The organism is Mycobacterium sp. NGS19 (assembly GCF_059813155.1).
The window spans coordinates 212,410-228,960 of record NZ_JCALEB010000001.1; the positions used below are offsets into that span (position 1 = coordinate 212,410).

General features: G+C 66.8%; 16 protein-coding genes. 8 read left to right on the forward strand and 8 right to left on the reverse strand.

The window, feature by feature from the left end; all coding sequences use genetic code 11:
- The first annotated feature begins 120 nt into the window (after positions 1-120).
- The gene (locus AC5Y4N_RS01095) at positions 121-1,080 is read left to right on the forward strand and encodes an SGNH/GDSL hydrolase family protein (RefSeq protein ID WP_499909842.1); all 960 of its coding nucleotides are present in this window, start codon (positions 121-123) and stop codon (positions 1,078-1,080) included.
- A 41-nt stretch (positions 1,081-1,121) separates the two neighbouring features.
- The gene (locus AC5Y4N_RS01100; RefSeq protein WP_499909469.1) at positions 1,122-2,339 is read left to right on the forward strand and encodes an acetyl-CoA C-acetyltransferase; all 1,218 of its coding nucleotides are present in this window, start codon (positions 1,122-1,124) and stop codon (positions 2,337-2,339) included.
- 65 nt (positions 2,340-2,404) lie between these two features.
- On the opposite strand, the gene AC5Y4N_RS01105 is transcribed toward AC5Y4N_RS01100, so the two are convergent.
- Positions 2,405-3,253, reverse strand: coding sequence for a putative endonuclease domain-containing protein (locus tag AC5Y4N_RS01105; protein WP_499909467.1), 849 nt, complete (start codon positions 3,251-3,253; stop codon positions 2,405-2,407).
- 138 nt (positions 3,254-3,391) lie between these two features.
- Positions 3,392-4,234 carry a Bax inhibitor-1/YccA family protein gene (locus AC5Y4N_RS01110; RefSeq protein WP_499909465.1) on the reverse strand — a complete coding sequence of 281 codons (843 nt, stop codon included), beginning with the start codon at positions 4,232-4,234 and terminating at the stop codon, positions 3,392-3,394.
- 136 nt (positions 4,235-4,370) lie between these two features.
- On the opposite strand from AC5Y4N_RS01110, the gene AC5Y4N_RS01115 reads away from it, so the two are divergent.
- From AC5Y4N_RS01115 to AC5Y4N_RS01125, 3 genes are read left to right on the forward strand one after another with little or no spacing between them, the layout of a single operon-like run.
- Positions 4,371-5,429 (forward strand): enoyl-CoA hydratase/isomerase family protein, encoded by a 1,059-nt coding sequence (locus tag AC5Y4N_RS01115; RefSeq protein ID WP_499909463.1) that lies wholly within the window; start codon positions 4,371-4,373, stop codon positions 5,427-5,429.
- A gap of 6 nt (positions 5,430-5,435) precedes the next feature.
- Positions 5,436-6,209: an enoyl-CoA hydratase gene (locus AC5Y4N_RS01120; RefSeq protein WP_499909461.1), complete on the forward strand. Its 774-nt coding sequence runs from the start codon at positions 5,436-5,438 to the stop codon at positions 6,207-6,209.
- Between the two features lie 10 nt (positions 6,210-6,219).
- On the forward strand, positions 6,220-7,926 hold the full coding sequence (locus tag AC5Y4N_RS01125; RefSeq protein ID WP_499909459.1) for an alpha/beta hydrolase: 1,707 nt from the start codon (positions 6,220-6,222) through the stop codon (positions 7,924-7,926).
- Here the strand turns inward: AC5Y4N_RS01125 and AC5Y4N_RS01130 are convergent.
- On the reverse strand, positions 7,838-8,308 hold the full coding sequence (locus AC5Y4N_RS01130; protein WP_499909457.1) for a rhodanese-like domain-containing protein: 471 nt from the start codon (positions 8,306-8,308) through the stop codon (positions 7,838-7,840). The genes AC5Y4N_RS01125 and AC5Y4N_RS01130 overlap by 89 nt on opposite strands.
- Entirely contained in the window at positions 8,305-8,877 is a 573-nt protein-coding gene (locus AC5Y4N_RS01135) for a cysteine dioxygenase (RefSeq protein WP_499909455.1), read from the reverse strand. Before AC5Y4N_RS01135 ends, AC5Y4N_RS01130 begins: the two co-directional genes overlap by 4 nt.
- A 106-nt stretch (positions 8,878-8,983) precedes the next feature.
- Between AC5Y4N_RS01135 and lpqV the strand changes: the two genes are divergently transcribed.
- Complete coding sequence (lpqV, locus tag AC5Y4N_RS01140; protein ID WP_499909453.1) at positions 8,984-9,409, forward strand: lipoprotein LpqV; 426 nt, start codon at positions 8,984-8,986, stop codon at positions 9,407-9,409.
- Positions 9,410-9,428: 19 nt separating this feature from the next.
- Positions 9,429-10,457, forward strand: coding sequence for a patatin-like phospholipase family protein (locus AC5Y4N_RS01145; RefSeq protein WP_499909451.1), 1,029 nt, complete (start codon positions 9,429-9,431; stop codon positions 10,455-10,457).
- A 14-nt stretch (positions 10,458-10,471) separates the two neighbouring features.
- Here the strand turns inward: AC5Y4N_RS01145 and AC5Y4N_RS01150 are convergent, their stop codons facing one another.
- The 4 genes from AC5Y4N_RS01150 to AC5Y4N_RS01165 form a co-directional block, all read right to left on the reverse strand.
- The gene (locus tag AC5Y4N_RS01150) at positions 10,472-10,963 is read right to left on the reverse strand and encodes a DUF4383 domain-containing protein (protein ID WP_499909449.1); all 492 of its coding nucleotides are present in this window, start codon (positions 10,961-10,963) and stop codon (positions 10,472-10,474) included.
- An 84-nt stretch (positions 10,964-11,047) separates the two neighbouring features.
- Entirely contained in the window at positions 11,048-11,914 is an 867-nt protein-coding gene (locus AC5Y4N_RS01155) for a patatin-like phospholipase family protein (protein ID WP_499909447.1), read from the reverse strand.
- Between the two features lie 148 nt (positions 11,915-12,062).
- A complete protein-coding gene (locus AC5Y4N_RS01160) occupies positions 12,063-13,694 on the reverse strand; it encodes a fatty acid--CoA ligase (RefSeq protein ID WP_499909840.1) in 1,632 nt (543 codons plus the stop codon).
- A 14-nt stretch (positions 13,695-13,708) separates the two neighbouring features.
- Positions 13,709-15,334: a fatty acid--CoA ligase gene (locus AC5Y4N_RS01165; protein WP_499909838.1), complete on the reverse strand. Its 1,626-nt coding sequence runs from the start codon at positions 15,332-15,334 to the stop codon at positions 13,709-13,711.
- 105 nt (positions 15,335-15,439) lie between these two features.
- On the opposite strand from AC5Y4N_RS01165, the gene AC5Y4N_RS01170 reads away from it, so the two are divergent.
- Entirely contained in the window at positions 15,440-16,546 is a 1,107-nt protein-coding gene (locus AC5Y4N_RS01170; protein ID WP_499909445.1) for an NDMA-dependent alcohol dehydrogenase, read from the forward strand.
- The last annotated feature ends 5 nt before the right edge of the window (positions 16,547-16,551 follow it).

Here is a 16,551-nt window from a genome sequence, read left to right on the forward strand (position 1 = left end):
CTTCGGCGCGTTCAACGATCGGCTGAGGTGTTTTGATATCGGATTCCTATTTCTCCGTGATCGCACCGAGTTTCACCTGCGCGTCGATGCGGGTGCGCCACGTAAACTCGGCTCGTGCACATGCGCGCGCCGCGGCGGTCAACCATCGCATTGGCGGCCATCGGCGTCATCGCATCATCCGGCGGGGCTTATGTGGGCGCGCGAAACTTCTTGAACGGGCAAGCAGATCAGGCGCGCAGCGTGATCCCGCGGATCTGGGAACCGCCGCCGCGCGCCGACGGCGTCTACTCCCCCGGAGGCGGTCCCGTCGAGCGCTGGTCGCGAGATGTGCCGTTCGACTTGCACCTGATGGTCTTCGGCGACTCGACCGCAACGGGTTTCGGCTGCCACTGCGCCGACGAAGTTCCCGGAGTACTTCTGGCCCGCGGCCTGGCGGAAGAGACCGGTAAACGAATTCGTTTGAGCACCAAGGCAATTTCGGGTGCAACGTCGAAAGGGCTGTCCGGTCAAGTCGACGCGATGTTCGTGGCGGGACCGCCGCCGGACGCCGCGGTCATCATGATCGGCGCCAATGACATCACCGCGCTCAACGGGGTCGGCCCGTCGGCGCGTCGTCTCGGCGCGGCAGTCAAGCGTTTGCGGGACAGCGGCGCCGTCGTGGTCGTCGGCACCTGTCCCGACTTCGGGGTGATCACCGCGATTCCGCAACCGCTGCGCTGGGCCGCGCGGACCCGGGGATTGCGGCTGGCGCGGGCGCAGGCCGCCGCGGTGCGCAACGCCGGGGGAGTTCCGGTGCCACTGGCCGACCTGCTGGCACCGGAGTTCCTGCAGGCTCCCGAGTTGCTGTTCTCCGAGGACATGTACCACCCGTCCGCGGCAGGTTATGCGTTGGCGGCCAAACAGCTGTTTCCCGCCCTGTGCAGTGCGTTGGGCGAGTGGACCGGCGGGCCGGTGCCTGAGCTGCCGTGGGTGTCGCAAGCGGCCGAAGCCAGGACGTTCCGCAACAGACTGCGGCGCCTCGCGCGGATTGTCCGGCACACGACTGGGGTTCCGGCACCCGTCGTGGTGCCTGCCAACTGACGCGGACTAGGTTCGGGGTAACTCTGACCTCAGGAGGCGTCATGCCCGAAGCCGTCATCGTCTCGACCGCGCGCTCCCCCATCGGCCGCGCTGCCAAGGGATCGCTGGTTGACATGCGTCCCGACGACCTGGCCGCGCAGATGGTGCGCGCCGCCCTGGACAAGGTGCCCGCGCTCGACCCGCGTGACCTCGACGACCTGATCATGGGGTGCGGCCAGCCCGCCGGTGAAGCAGGCTTCAACATCGGCCGCGCGGTGGCGGTCCAGCTGGGCTACGACTTCCTGCCGGGCACCACGGTGAACCGCTACTGTTCGTCGTCGCTGCAGACCACCCGGATGGCGTTTCACGCGATCAAGGCCGGCGAGGGCAGCGCATTCGTGTCGGCGGGCGTCGAGACCGTGTCGCGGTTTCCCAAGGGCACCTCGGACGGTTGGCCGGACACCCACAACCCGTTGTTCGCCGAGGCCGAGGAGCGCACCGCCCAAGCCGCTGCGGGCGCCGACTCCTGGCACGATCCCCGCGAGGACGGCGTCCTACCGGACGTGTACATCGCGATGGGCCAAACTGCGGAAAACGTTGCGCTGCTTACCGGTATCAGCCGCGAGGACCAGGACCACTGGGGGGTGCGCTCGCAGAACCGGGCCGAGCAGGCGATCGCCAACGGCTTCTTCGAGCGCGAGATCGTCCCGGTGACACTGCCGGACGGGTCGGTGGTCAGCACCGACGACGGCCCGCGGGCCGGCACCACCTACGAGAAGGTGAGCCAGCTCAAGCCGGTCTTCCGGCCGAACGGGACCGTGACAGCGGGCAATGCGTGCCCGCTGAACGACGGCGCGGCTGCGGTGGTGATCGTGTCCGATGAGAAGGCCCGCGAACTGGGGCTGACCCCGCTGGCGCGCATTGTGGCAACCGGCGTTTCGGGGCTCTCGCCGGAGATCATGGGGCTCGGCCCGATCGAGGCGACGCGCAAAGCGCTGGCGAATGCGGGCATGTCGATCGGCGACATCGACCTGTTCGAAATCAACGAGGCGTTCGCGGTGCAGGTACTGGGCTCGGCGCGTGAACTCGGCATCGACGAGGACAAGCTGAACGTGTCGGGCGGGGCGATCGCGCTCGGGCATCCGTTCGGGATGACCGGTGCGCGCATCACCGCGACGTTGCTGAACAACTTGCAGACCTACGACAAGACGTTCGGCCTGGAGACCATGTGCGTCGGCGGCGGCCAGGGCATGGCGATGGTCATCGAGCGGCTGAGCTGAAATCGCGACGTTGATTGTGCGGCTATGGCGCCAAAGTACGAGTAGGCCGCGCCGTTAGCGCACAGTCAACGGGTTCGTGCGTCCCAAGCCCGCCGGAGTCGGCATAAGACGTCGGCGGAATCGTGTCGTTTGGTGACCCTGATGTCGGTCCAGCCCAGCTCGTGCAGATCGTCTCGGCGGCGGATGTCGTAGCCGTACTGTTCAGGGTCGGCGCGATGGTGGTCGCCCTCGTATTCAGCTGCCAGTTTGAGGTCTTTCCAACCCATGTCGAGGAAGTACGTCCGCAGGCCGTCGGGACTGAGCACCGGTATCTGCGTCTGCGGTCGCGGAAAGCCAGCTCGTATGACCAATAGCCGCAACCACGTTTCCTTCGGAGACGCCGCGCCAGGGTCGTACAGATCGAGCGCCTTCTCCAGCTGACGAAGACCGCGAACGCGCGGATGATCAGCCGCAACGCGACGAACGTCGCCGGCCTTGATGCCGGTGGCATTGCCTAGGGCGTCGAGTCGAGCAATGGCTTCATCGAGCCGCCCGCGCCGCCCCGAGTCGGACGCTGTGCGCTCCGGCGTGGTCACGGGGAATCCCCTCACCACGCCGAATTCGTTGTCTCGCAAGACATCACGGCGAGTCACGACGCCGCGTGGCGCTCGCGGGTTCGACCACACGAGCTCGACAGGGACTTCGCGGTCGATCCACCGCGCCCCATGCAGTGCTGATGCTGCAAGGCCTGCTACCACCCCCGCTCGACCAGACCAGAGCCATGCGGCAGCGATGCGGCCGAGCAACGTTGGCTGCACCCGCTTGTCGAGATAGACGTTCGGCATGATGGCCCGGTAGTACCGGCGCAGCTCATGCCGTGTCAGCGCACCGGACGCCAGCGCCTCGGTGCCGATGAACGGTTGACCCTCCCCCATGCCGGCAGACTGCCACCGCGGACCGACAGAGCAGTTGAGTGTGCAGCGAGGGTGCAAGAGGTCGAGTAGGCCGCGCCCTCGATGCACACTCAACGACGAAGGGCCGGCACCGTAGTGCCGGCCCTTCCGTGCAGAAAATCAGTCGCGGTAGAAGTAGCTGAGCAGCTGCAGAATCTCCAGGTACAGCCACACCAGCGTGACCGTCAGGCCCAGCGCGATGCCCCATGCGGCCTTCTCCGGCGCGCCGGCGCGGATCATCTGGTCGGCGGCATCGAAGTCGATCAAGAACATGAACGCCGCCAGCGCGATGCAAACCAACGAGAACACGATCGCCAGTGCGCCACCGCTGCGCAGCCCCATGCCAGCGCCTCCGTTGACGCCGAACAGCGACAACACCAGGTTGCCGAGCATCAGCACAAGCACACCGAAGAGGCCGGCCACGACCATCCGGGTGAGCTTCGGGGTTACGCGGATGGCGCCCGTCTTGTAGACGACGAGCATGCCGGCGAAGACGCCTAAAGTGCCCAGGACGGCTTGCGTGATCAACGTCCCGGCGCTGACGCCCGAGACGACGAAGTTGCCGAACACCCACGAGACCGCACCGAGGAACAAGCCCTCGAGCGCCGCGTAGCTCAGCACAATCGCCGGGTTGTCCTGCTTGCGGGCGAGCGTGGCGACAAGGACCAGAACCAGGCCGCCGAGTGCGCCCACCATGGTGAACAGCCCAGCCAAGGCCGTGTTCACACCCACCAGGTAGTACGACACCACCGCGACTAGTGACAACACGCCCAGCGTGATGCCGGTCTTGGTGACGACGTCGTCGACGGTCAGCGGGCGCGAAACGCCCTGCTGCACGTAGGGCTCGGTTTGATAGCCCTGATAAACCTGCTGTGCTCCGGCGGCGTGGCCGGGCCCGAACTGCGCGTATCCGCCTTGCTGCTTAGGCAGCGATCGAAATACCGGGTTGCTGGTCTCCCGCACCGTCGGTTCCTCTCCTAAATGTGTACCGAGAACAAACGTCCAACGATTGACACCTCGTCATCAGTTCCCGGCCTCTTCCCAGGCAAACCTTACCCGGGGCCGCGCCACCTGGGGAGACGATCTAGATTGCTTTCCCGTGACGGGTGACCGCTCTGCCGACGAGATCGTGACCAGCGCCCAAGACGGTGTCCGCTTCCTCACGCTGAACCGGCCCAAGGCGATCAACTCTCTGACCCATTCGATGGTCACCACCATGCACCAGGCGTTGCGTGAATGGGCTCACGACGACGACGTGCGGGCGGTGGTGGTCAGCGGTGCCGGGGACCGGGGGCTGTGCGCGGGCGGCGACATCGTCGCGATCTACCACAGCGTGCACAACGACGGCGGCGCCGAGGCTCGGCAGTTCTGGCACGACGAATACCTGCTGAACGCCTACATCGCCCGCTATCCCAAGCCCTACATCGTGCTGATGGACGGCATCGTGATGGGCGGCGGCGTCGGGATCTCCGTGCACGGCAACACCAGGGTGGTGACGGACACGTCGAAGATCGCGATGCCCGAAGTGGGCATCGGTTTCGTCCCCGACGTCGGTGGCACCTACTACCTCGCGCGTACGCCGGGTCGGCTGGGCCTGCACGCCGCGCTCACCGGCGCACCGTTCTCCGGGTCGGATGCGATCGCGATGGGCTTCGCCGATCACTACGTCCCGCACACTGCGCTCGACGACTTCGTCAAGACCCTCGTCGACGACGGCGTAGACGCGGCGGTGAAGCGTCACGCCGTCGCACCGCCGCCCAGTGAGCTTGTGGTGCAACGGAACTGGATCGACGAATGCTTCGCGCCCGACACCGTCACCGACATCGTCGCCGCGCTGCGCGGACACGACGCCGGCCCGGCGAATGACGCCGCCAACCTGATCGCCACCCGCTCCCCCACCGCCGTCTCGGTGGCCCGGGAGGCGGTGCGCCGCGCTACGAACCTGCAAACGCTGGAAGACGTTCTGCGCCAAGAGTATCGGGTGTCGTGCGCGACGCTTCGCTCACACGACCTGGTGGAGGGCATCCGGGCACAGGTCATCGACAAAGATCGCAACCCCAAGTGGTCGCCGGCCTCCCTGGCGGAGGTCAGCGCCGAAGACGTCGAAGCGTTCTTCGCCCCCGCCGACAATGACCTGTCGTTCGAGAACGAAAGCTGAAAGCCGATGACCTACCAGACCATCCTCGTCGACCGCCAGGACCGCGTTGCCACGATCACCCTGAACCGCCCGGAGGCGCTCAACGCCCTCAACGGCCAGGTGATGACCGAAGTCACAACGGCCGCAGCGGAATTCGACAATGACCCGGGCGTCGGCGCGATCGTGCTCACCGGCTCCGCCAAAGCGTTCGCCGCCGGGGCGGACATCAAGGAGATGGCGGAGCTGTCGTTCGCCGACGTGTTCGCGTCCGACTACTTCGCCGCCTGGGGCAAGTTCGCGGCCGTGCGCACGCCGACGATCGCGGCGGTGGCCGGCTATGCACTGGGTGGCGGCTGCGAACTGGCGATGATGTGCGATCTGCTGATCGCCGCGGACACCGCGAAATTCGGGCAGCCCGAGATCAAACTCGGTGTGCTGCCGGGCATGGGCGGTTCTCAGCGGCTCACCCGCGCGATCGGTAAGGCCAAAGCGATGGACCTCATTCTGACCGGGCGCAACATGGATGCCGCCGAGGCGGAACGCAGTGGGCTGGTGTCGCGGGTGGTGCCGGCCGATGACCTGCAGCGCGAAGCGATGTCGGTGGCCACCACCATCGCGCAGATGTCGTTGTCGGCCGCGCGGATGGCCAAAGAAGCCGTCAACCGCGCGTTCGAAACACCGCTGTCCGAGGGACTTCTGTACGAGCGGCGGCTTTTCCATGCCGCGTTCGCCACCGACGACCAAAGCGAGGGCATGGCGGCGTTTGTCGAGAAACGCGCCCCCAACTTCACCCATCGCTGAAGATGGGGACATGACCGAAGCCGAGGCCCCGGAGGAAACACCCGAGGCGCCCGCCGAAGAGCCGTCCGAAAAGACGGCCGCAAAGCCCGATTGGTGGGTCCGGCATTACACGTTCACCGGAACGGCTGTCGGGCTGGTGTTCCTGTGGCTGTCGATGACGCCGTCGCTGCTGCCGCGCGGACCGCTGTTCCAGGGACTCGTGAGCGGCGCCGCCGGCGCCACCGGCTACGCCGTCGGCGTGTTCGCCGTCTGGTTGGTGCGGTTCATGATGTCGCGGGACAGCAGCCCCAAGCCGCCGCGCGCCGCGTGGTTCGTGCTGGTGGCGGCCGGGGTGGTCGGCACGCTGGCGATGGTCGTTTGGTTTCACGTGTGGCAGGACCACGTCCGCGATCTCATCGGCGTGCCCCGGCTGAAGTGGCATGACTATCCGCTGGCCGCAGTCCTGGCCATCGTCACGCTGTTCGTGCTCGTCGAAATCGGCCAGCTGATCGGGCGCTTTATCCGATTCCTGGTTCGGCAACTCAATCGTGTTGCGCCGCCCCGGGTTTCGGCAGTCGTCGCAGTGCTGTTGGTCGTCGCGCTGTTCGTCGCGATCCTCAACGGCGTGGTCCTGCGGTTCGCGATGAGCACGATGAACAACACCTTCGAAGCGGTCAACAACGAGCAGGATCCCGACAGCCCGCCGCCCACCAGCCCGCTGCGCTCGGGCGGACCCGGTTCGCTGGTCAGCTGGGCCTCGCTGGGCAACCAGGGCCGCATCTTTGTCGACGGCGCCCCGACCGTGGAGCAGCTGTCGAAGTTCAACGGCGCACCGGCTACCGAACCGATCCGCGCGTACGCCGGACTGGAGTCCGCCGACGGCATCGAGGCCGCCGCGGAGCTCGCAGCACGCGAGCTGGACCGCACAGGTGGCCTCAAGCGCAAGGTCGTCGCCGTCGCGACGACCACCGGGACCGGCTGGATCAACGCGGCCGAGGCCGACGCGCTCGAGTACATGTTCAACGGCGACACCGCGATCGTGTCGATGCAGTACTCCTTCTTGCCTAGCTGGCTGTCGTTTCTGGTCGACAAGGAGAACGCTCGGCATGCCGGTCAGGCGCTGTTCGAGGCGGTGGCCGCACGGGTGCGGGCGCTACCGGAAGGCCAACGGCCCAAGCTCGTCGTGTTCGGGGAAAGCCTGGGCTCCTTCGGCGGAGAGGCGCCGTTCCTGTCGGTCAACAACATCGTGGCCCGCACCGACGGGGCGCTGTTCTCCGGGCCGACGTTCAACAACACGATGTGGCAGGAGGCCACCGCCAACCGCGATCCCGGTTCGCCCGAGTGGCTGCCCATCTACCAGCAGGGCTACAACGTTCGCTTCGCCGCCCAGTCCGACAACCTCGCTCGTCCGGCCCAACCGTGGGGCATTCCGCGAATCGTGTACCTGCAGCACGCATCCGACCCGATCACGTGGTGGAATCCGGATCTGCTTTTCTCCGAACCGGACTGGCTGAAGGAACCGCCGGGTTACGACCGGCCGCAGGACATGTTCTGGTTCCCGGTGGTGACGTTCCTGCAGGTGTCGGCCGACATGGCGGTCGCCGTGGACGTGCCCGACGGGCACGGGCACCGCTACGTCAAAGACGTGGTCAACGCGTGGGCCGCAGTGCTGCAGCCACCCGGATGGACGCCGGAGAAGACCGGGCGCCTGCGCGAAGTGGTGAAAGCACCCGAGTAGCAGACCTCAACGCGACCAGAGCACCGGACTCGCGAAGCGCCCAGTAACCGCCGACGACGTCGGTGGCGCGGTGCAGGCCGAGGTCTTGCAGCGCGGCGGCCGCGAGGCTCGACGTGTAGCCCTCGGAGCACACCACCACCCACTCGACGTTCTCGTCGACCGCCTGCGGCAGCCGTGCGTCACTGGTGGGGTCGCAGCGCCACTCCAGCACGTTGCGCTCGACGACGAGCGCGGACGGCACCCTGCCCTCACGCTCGCGCTGGGCCTGCGGGCGGATGTCCACCAGCACCGCTCCACGGCGGACCGCGGTGGGCACCTCAGGCGCAGCCAACCGCTGCAGCCGCTGCCGGGCGGCGAAGAGGACGTCGTCGATGCGGCTCACTGTCCCTCCGGAGTGTCGGTGAGTTGAGTGCGGACCCGCCGCAACGTGTTGTGCTCGGTGACGTCGTAGTAGGACATCGCGGTGAGCGGCGGGGAATACGCGTGCACGCTGAGCGTCGGCGCGTGGTCCGACGGGGCCCAGGTGACGTCGTGCACCCATCCCAGCGGGAACGCTGCCTGGTCACCGGCGACCAGCCGTCGTCGGCGCAATGTCTCACCGGCCCAACGGGTTTCGGTCAATGCACCGCTGAGCAAGGTGAGTGCGCCCAGCGAGCCGCAATGGTCGTGCAATTCGGTGGATTCACCCGGCACCCAGCTGATCAGCCAGACGTCGAGTTCGTCGTCGCTGCGCAGCCGGGTGAACCACCGTTCGTTCACCGGTATGCCGTGGCGCGGGAACAGGTGGTCGTAGTCGCCGCTGAGAACGTGGTCGGCGTCGCGGTCGGTGATGTGCAGAAGATCGGGCAGCCGCAGTCTCGTGGGACCGGGCACCGCCGGAATGGTCGACGGACGCAGCGCGGCGGGGCGGGCGGGCGACGACGAGCCGCTCGCGCGAAGAGCCAAAGACATGGGAGAAACTCCGAAGGATGGGTGGACGAATCGGGGGGCGGGCGGTCAGGCCCGACAACACTCCCGAGTGCCGATGAGTCCCATCACGGCCAATAGTCTGGCACACATGACTGCTGTGCGCTGCTTCCAGGGTCTGCTGTTGGCCGGTGTCGGGGTGGTGACGCTGCTGGCCGGCTGCTCGACGTCGGAGAAACCGTCAGATCAAGCCAAGCCGACGTCCGCCCCGCAGGCCGCGCCGTCGACCGCGCCGGCGCAGGTGGAGGTCTCACCGGCCGGCGTGACGACCGCCGTGAACGTGCCCGCGAGCTCCACCGAAGAGGAGTACTACCAGGCCTGTCATTGGGCGCGCGAATGGATGAAGGACAAGCCCGGCGACCCGCACGCTCAGATCGAGCCGTACCTGGCGATGGTGCAGGCGTCGGTCACCGGCGAGAAGGGCACGTGGAACACCCCGTGGACCAAGCTGACTCCGGAACGCCAGGCCGGGGTGATCGTGGCGGCGAAGGCGGCCGCGGACGCCGGCTGTGACTGAGCGCGCGCACAATGGCCAAATGGACGGCAAGCGCGTCGCGCTGGCACTCGGAAGCGGCGGCGCGCGCGGCTACGCCCACATCGGGGTGATCGCCGAGCTGCTGGACCGCGGCTACGAGATTGTCGGTGTCGCAGGCTCATCCATGGGCGCGCTGGTCGGCGGTTTGCATGTGGCCGGCGCCCTGGACGAATTCACGGACTGGGCCAAGACGCTGAGCCAGAGCGGGGTACTGCGGCTGCTCGACCCGGCCTGGCGCGGTCCGGGGTTCTTCCGCGCGGAGAAGGTGCTCGACGTGGTTCGCGACCTGGTCGGCGAGGCGGAGATCGAGAAGCTGCCGATCCCCTACACCGCGGTCACCACTGACCTGCTCACCGGTAAATCGCTGTGGCTGCAACGCGGTCCGCTCGATGTGGCGATTCGCGCGTCGATCGCGATACCGGGGATGATCGCGCCGTACGTCGCCGACGGGCGGGTCCTGGCCGACGGCGGCATCCTGGACCCGCTGCCGGTCGGGCCGCTGGCGGGCGCGAACGCCGACGTGACGATAGCGGTGAGTCTCAACGGCGACGACATCGGCAGTGAGCGCTACCGCCGCTCAGAGGAGCCCAACGCGGCAGCGGAGTGGTTCACCCGGTTGGTGCGCAGCACGTCGGCGCTTCTGGAAACTCCGGCCGCGCGTTCGGTACTCGGCCGGTTCAGCTCGACCGCCGAGGACGAGGCGGAGGAGGAACTGGCCGAGGCCGACCCAGAATCCGACGACGTGGCCACGGCGTCGGCGATGGTGCCCAAACTCGGCAGTTTCGAGGTGATGAACCGCACCATCGATGTGATGCAGGCGGCGCTGGCCCGTCATCAGCTCGCCGCGTATCCACCGGACATCCTCATCGAGGTGCCGCGCACGTCGTCGCGAAGTCTGGATTTCCATCGCGCCGCAGATGTGATCGACGTGGGACGCACACTCGCCGCCCAGTCGCTCGATTCGTTTGCTGCGCACGATAATTCGACCGACGACGCAGCCAACGACTCACCCGCTGAGTCCCGCGACTGATCCTTTGCGCGCGATCAGACTCCCGTTCCGGTCGGGCCGGTAGCGCTCGCCCGGTTCCCTGTGGTGCGGCCCAGGAGCAGCCCGAGCAGGACCATGCCGACACCCAAAGCGAAGTGCAGCCAGTTGTCGGCGGTGTTCACGGGGATGAAGTTGGCGGCGCTGTGCTGATCGATGAGAAGCCCGTAGATCCACAGCACCAAATAGATGAGGCCGCCGCCGATCAGAAACGTCCGTGCTCCGTTGAAGGTGCGCGCCATCAACAGCCCCGCCACGCCGAACAGCAGATGGACGATGTTGTGCAGCACCGATACATGGAAGAGATGCAGAAGCATCGCACCCGACTGGTGACCGGCGACTTTCATTCCGCCGTCGTAGTCGGTGACACCCGGGATGAAGCCCAAGACGCCCACTAACAGAAACACCGCGCCGACGACGAGCGCGGCGCCTTGAACCGTCGCCCAGCGGTCAGCCCGACCGGTGGCGCCGCCGGCAGGAGATGTCGCCATCGCTGCACCTCTCTTCTTCTTTCGTCAAACAAGCAAGATAGAGAGGTACCCCCAGGAGGTGGGTACAAACGCGGGACAGCCGCGTCAACCAGCGGCGTCGAGGAACGCGGCAACCTTGGCGGCGTCGCGCCGTCCTTGCTGGCGGCCCGCGACCGCTGAGGGCGCGCGACAGTCCGGGTCCAGCGGATTGCGCCCGAACGCCGCGACCGACCCCTCGTCGGCGAAGATGCCCAGCGCCCGGCCCGGGAACTCGGCCAGCTCGTCGGCCAGACTCCGCCCGAACGGCGAAAACCCCGGTTCCGGACTGGGTGACAGCATCACCACCGCGTCGGCGCCGGTGACCGCGTCCACGTTGGCGCTGCTGCCGATGCCGCCGTCCATGAATCGCCGCTGCCCGATCGTCACAGGGGGCCACACCATCGGTACGGCGCAGCTGGCCGCGACGGCGTCGACCAGCGACACGCCGCTGTCTCGGTCGAACAGCACACGCTCGCCGGTGCCGACGTCGATTGCCGTGACCTCGAGCCGACGCTGCGGCCAATCATGGGACGGCAGCCGATGCTCGATCACGGCCCGCCGGGCCTCTTCAGTGACCGTATTTGTCGAAAGGGCCTGCGAGCCGATCCATTTCAAGCGTTCAGAGAGCGGGACTGTCGGGTCGTTGGCATGCTCGAACAGCTCGATCAGCTCGTCGACGTCGATGTGGGGTGCGATCTCATGCGTAGCCGGTTCGAGCTGGCGGTCATACAGGCTCGGCAACGGCGTGCCGCTGGAGATCTGCGCTGCGACTGCCGAACCCGCCGACGTGCCGAGGAGAAGCTGCGCGTCGAGCAGGCGCCGGGCGGCACCTGGCGCCTCGTCCTGCACGCCGAGCAAAAACCCGGTCTCCCATGCGATCCCAGCGACGCCGCCGCCTGCGAGTACCAGTGCCAGCCGCTCGGTCCCAGTCACAGCGTCCTCCGTCCGAATTGTGAGGCCACCTAAACATCATGACTGACGGGCGATTGCCGTGGCTACCGAGCCCTGACCTACGCCGAGCAGACGCTGAATTGCGTGCGAAGGCGCTGCGCGATGCGATTTGGTGTCTGCTCGCCGTAGGTCAGTCAGCGCATTCGACGACGTCGTAGGCGTCGTCGGCGTAGCGGGCGCGGATCACCTTCTTGTCGAACTTGCCCACGCTGGTGCGCGGCACCTCGTCGACGAAGGCCCAGCGTTCCGGCAGCCACCACCGAACAACCTTGTCGCGCAGGTAGTCTCGCAGCTGCGGAGCAGTGACGGTTGCGTTCTGCTTCAGCACCACCGCAGCCAGCGGCCGCTCTTGCCAGCGCTCGTCGGGCACGCCCACCACCGCCGCCTCCAGCACGTCGGGATGGCCCATCAAGTGGTTCTCCAACTCCACCGAGGAGATCCACTCGCCGCCGGACTTGATCACGTCCTTCGCGCGGTCGGTCAGCGTGACATAGCCCAGCGCATCGATGCGCCCGACGTCACCGGTGCGCAGCCATCCGTCGGCGAACTTCTCGGCATCCCGGTTCCGGTGATAGCTGCCGGTGATCCACGGACCGCGAACCTCCAACTCCCCCACCGACTTCCCGTCGTTGGGCAGCACATTGCCATCGTCATCGACGATGCGCATTTCGACCCCGAACAGCGGTCGGCCTTGCGTCGCCCGTAACTGCCACGCCGCGTCACCGTCCACCCCGCGCGGCGGCCATGCCATCGACGCGACAGGCGACGTCTCGGTCATGCCCCACAACTGCATCAAGGTGATGCCGAACTTCTCGTCATAGGCGCGCATCAGCGATTCCGGCACCGCCGAGCCACCACAGAGGATCAGCCGCAGCGACGAAATGTCATGCGCTGGGTTCTGCTCCAAGCAGTGCAAAATGTCGTTCCAGATAGTCGGCACCGCGGCGGCCACCGTCGGGCGACATTTCTCGATCATCTCGACCAAGCGGGGTGCGTGCGCATAGCGGTCAGGCAGCAGCAGGTCGGCGCCTGCCATCAGCGCGGCATGCGGGATGCCCCAAGCGTTAGCGTGGAACATCGGCACCACCGGCAGCGCCCGGTCCCCCTCGGCCAAAGCCATTCCGTTGGTGCTGCACACCGACGTGCTGTGCAAATATGTCGACCGGTGCCCGTACACCACGCCTTTCGGGTGGCCGGTGGTGCCGCTGGTGTAACACATTGCGGCAGCGGCTCGTTCGTCAATGTCCGGCCAGTCGAAGTCGCCGGGCTGGGCGGCGAGCAGCTCGTCGTAGCGGATGACGTCCTTGCCCGCGGTCTCCAGCACCGCGGTGTCGCCGTCACCGACAGCCACCACCGCCCGCACGGTCTCCATCCTCGGCAGCACAGCCGCGAGTTGCTTCGCCAGCGACGTGTCGGCAAGCACCACGGTGTCTTCGGCGTCGTAGGCGATGAACTCGATCTGGTCGTCGGAGAGCCGGATGTTCAGCGTGTGCAACACCGCACCCATGCACGGGATCGCGAAGTACGCCTCGAGATGCTCCTGGTTGTTCCACATGAACGTGGCGACTCGGTCGCCGGGCCGCACGCCCAACGCGCGCAAGCCGTGCGCCAGTTGCGCGACGCGTAACCCGAATTCGCGGTAGTTGATCTCGCGGTAGCCGTCGTCGGTCGCGGTGATCACTACCCGGTCGCCGTGGATGGTGGTGCCGTGCCGCAGCATCGACGTCAGCGTCAGCGGAATGTCTTGCATCGTGCTGTACAACACGGCTTCTCCGATCAGTGATGACACTCGACGATGTCGTATTGCTGATCCGCGTACCGGGCGCGGATCAGCTTCTTGTCAAACTTGCCGACGCTGGTCTTGGGAATCTCGTCGACGAAAGTCCACCGCTCGGGCAGCCACCATCGAGCGACCTTGTCGCTCAGGAACTTCCGCAGTTCGTGGGCGGTGACGTCGGCGCCCTTGTCGACGACGACCGCGGCCAGTGGGCGTTCCTGCCAGCGCTCGTCGGGCACGGCGACCACGGCGGCCTCGAACACGCCGGGGTGGCCCATCAGGTGGTTCTCCAACTCGACCGACGAGATCCACTCGCCGCCGGACTTGATCACGTCCTTGGAACGGTCGGTGAGCGTGATGAAGCCCCGGCCGTCGATGCGGCCGACGTCGCCGGTGCGCAGCCACCCGTCATGGAACTTCGACTCGTCGGCATTGAGGTAGTACGAGCCCGTCACCCACGGTCCGCGAACTTCGACCTCGCCGACGGCTTTTCCGTCATTGGGCAGCACGTTGCCGTCGTCGTCGACGATGCGCGCTTCCACGCCGCACATCGGCCGGCCCGCGGTGTTCCGCAACGCCCAATGCTCTTCTTCGCTGACGTCGCCGGGCGGCCGGGCAATGGACGCCAGCGGCGAGGTCTCGGTCATTCCCCAGGCCTGGCGGATCTCGACGCCGTGCTTGTGCTGGAACTCTTTCATCATCGCCAGCGGCACCGCCGAGCCTCCGCACGGCACCACCCGTAGCGACGAAATGTCGTACTCCGGATGCGAATTCAGGTACTTGAGCACGTCGTTCCAGATGGTAGGCACCGCGGCAGCGATCGTGGCCCGATGCTCGTGCACCATCTTCACCAGACGTTCCGCCTGCAGGAAGCGGTCCGGCATCAGCAGGTCGGCGCCGGCCATCAGCGCCGCGTACGGTTTGCCCCACGCATTGGCGTGAAACATCGGCACGATCGGCAGGACGCGGTCGTCCTCGTTGATCGCAAAGCCGGCACAGATCGCCATCGACTGCAGGAATGCCGAGCGGTGACTGTAGACCACGCCTTTCGGGTTTCCGGTGGTGCCGCTGGTGTAACACATTGCGGCAGCGGACTTTTCGTCCACGTCAGGCCAGTCGTAGGTGGTGGGCTGGTCGGCCAGCAGGTCGTCGTAGCGGACCACGGTCTTGCCGGACTCGGTGAGCGCGTCGAGGTCGCCATGTCCGACCGCCACCACGGTGTGCACAGTCGACATCTTCGGCAGCACAGCGGCCAGTAGCGGCGCCAGCGACAGGTCGGCCACCACAACCCTGTCCTGCGCCTCTTCGGCGATGTAGGCGAGCTGATCGGCGGGCAGCCGGATGTTCAGCGTATGCAGCACCGCACCCATGCACGGTGCCGCCAAGTAGGTCTCCAGGTGTTCCTGGTTGTTCCACATGAACGTCGCGACCCGCTCGTCGCCGGTGATGCCCAGCTCCCGCAGTCCGTGTGCCAGCTGCGCGACGCGCTCACCGACAGTGCCGTAGCTTGCCTCGCGGTAGCCGTCGTCGGTCGCGGTGATCACCTTGCGCTCGGCATGCCAGCCGGTGCCGTGCCGCAACAACATGGTGATCGTGAGCGGGAAGTCCTGCATGGTGCTTTCCACTGCCACCCCCTGTGCTTGCTCTTCGCCGTCTTAGTTCCCATCTTGGCCCGCGCACCGGGGTGACAGGCCAATAATCGAGCCGAACCACTAGGGAAGGGCGGATGCATGAAGACCAAGGCCGCGGTGTTGTGGGGACGGAACCAGAAGTGGGAGGTCGAAGAGATCGACCTCGATTCGCCCAAACAGGCCGAGGTGCTGGTGAAGATGACCGCCAGCGGGTTGTGCCACTCCGACCATCATCTGGTGACCGGCGACTTGCCCATGGCGTTCCCGCTGATCGGCGGGCACGAGGGCGCGGGCGAGGTCGTGGAAGTAGGCCCCGGCGTCGCGGACATCGCCGAAGGCGACCACGTCGTCTTCAGCTTCATCCCGGCGTGCGGCCGCTGTAAGCCCTGCGCCCGCGGCATGAGCAACATGTGCGAGCTGGGGGCGACGATTCTTTCCGGTCCTCAGCTCGACGGCACGTATCGGTTCCACGCGCGCGGCCACGACGTCGGCCAGTTCTGCGTGCTCGGGACCTTCTCGGAGTACACCGTGGTGCCCACCGCGTCGGTGATCAAGCTCGACCAGGACGTCGCGCTGGACAAGGCCGCGCTGCTGGGCTGCGGCGTGACCACCGGGTGGGGCAGCGCGGTGCGCACCGGTGAAGTCCGCGCGGGCGACACCGTCGTCGTGATGGGTGTCGGCGGGGTCGGCATCAACGCGGTGCAGGGCGCACGCATCGCCGGGGCGCAGCACATCGTCGCGCTGGATCCCGTGGAGTACAAGCGCGAGCGGTCGCGGGAGTTCGGCGCCAACCACGTCGCCTCGTCGGTCGACGAGGCCTGGCCGCTGGTCAACAGTCTCACCCAGGGGGAGATGGCCGACGTCTGCATCATCACCACCGACGTCGCCGAAGGGTCCTACCTGGCGCAGGCGCTCAGTTTGGTGGGCAAGCGGGGTCGTGTGGTGGTCACCGCGATCGGGCATCCGACGGAGTTCACCGCGACGATGTCGCTGTTCGACCTGACGAGCTACGAAAAGCAGGTGCGGGGCTCGTTGTTCGGGTCGTCGAACCCGCGCAGCGACATCTACCGGCTGCTGTCGCTGTACGACAACGGCCAGCTCAAGCTCGATGAACTAGTCACCCGCGAGTACCCGCTCGAAGACATCAACCAGGGCTACGACGACATGCTCAGCGGAGTGAACCTGCGCGGCCTGATCCGCTACTGACGACG

Coding starts and splice junctions, on each gene's coding strand:
- AC5Y4N_RS01095 (WP_499909842.1), top strand. CDS start 121: ATGCGCGCGCCGCGGCGGTCAACCATCGCATTGGCGGCCATCGGCGTC.
- AC5Y4N_RS01100 (WP_499909469.1), top strand. CDS start 1,122: ATGCCCGAAGCCGTCATCGTCTCGACCGCGCGCTCCCCCATCGGCCGC.
- AC5Y4N_RS01105 (WP_499909467.1), bottom strand. CDS start 3,253: ATGGGGGAGGGTCAACCGTTCATCGGCACCGAGGCGCTGGCGTCCGGT.
- AC5Y4N_RS01120 (WP_499909461.1), top strand. CDS start 5,436: ATGACCTACCAGACCATCCTCGTCGACCGCCAGGACCGCGTTGCCACG.
- AC5Y4N_RS01125 (WP_499909459.1), top strand. CDS start 6,220: ATGACCGAAGCCGAGGCCCCGGAGGAAACACCCGAGGCGCCCGCCGAA.
- AC5Y4N_RS01135 (WP_499909455.1), bottom strand. CDS start 8,877: ATGTCTTTGGCTCTTCGCGCGAGCGGCTCGTCGTCGCCCGCCCGCCCC.
- lpqV (WP_499909453.1), top strand. CDS start 8,984: ATGACTGCTGTGCGCTGCTTCCAGGGTCTGCTGTTGGCCGGTGTCGGG.
- AC5Y4N_RS01145 (WP_499909451.1), top strand. CDS start 9,429: ATGGACGGCAAGCGCGTCGCGCTGGCACTCGGAAGCGGCGGCGCGCGC.
- AC5Y4N_RS01150 (WP_499909449.1), bottom strand. CDS start 10,963: ATGGCGACATCTCCTGCCGGCGGCGCCACCGGTCGGGCTGACCGCTGG.
- AC5Y4N_RS01170 (WP_499909445.1), top strand. CDS start 15,440: ATGAAGACCAAGGCCGCGGTGTTGTGGGGACGGAACCAGAAGTGGGAG.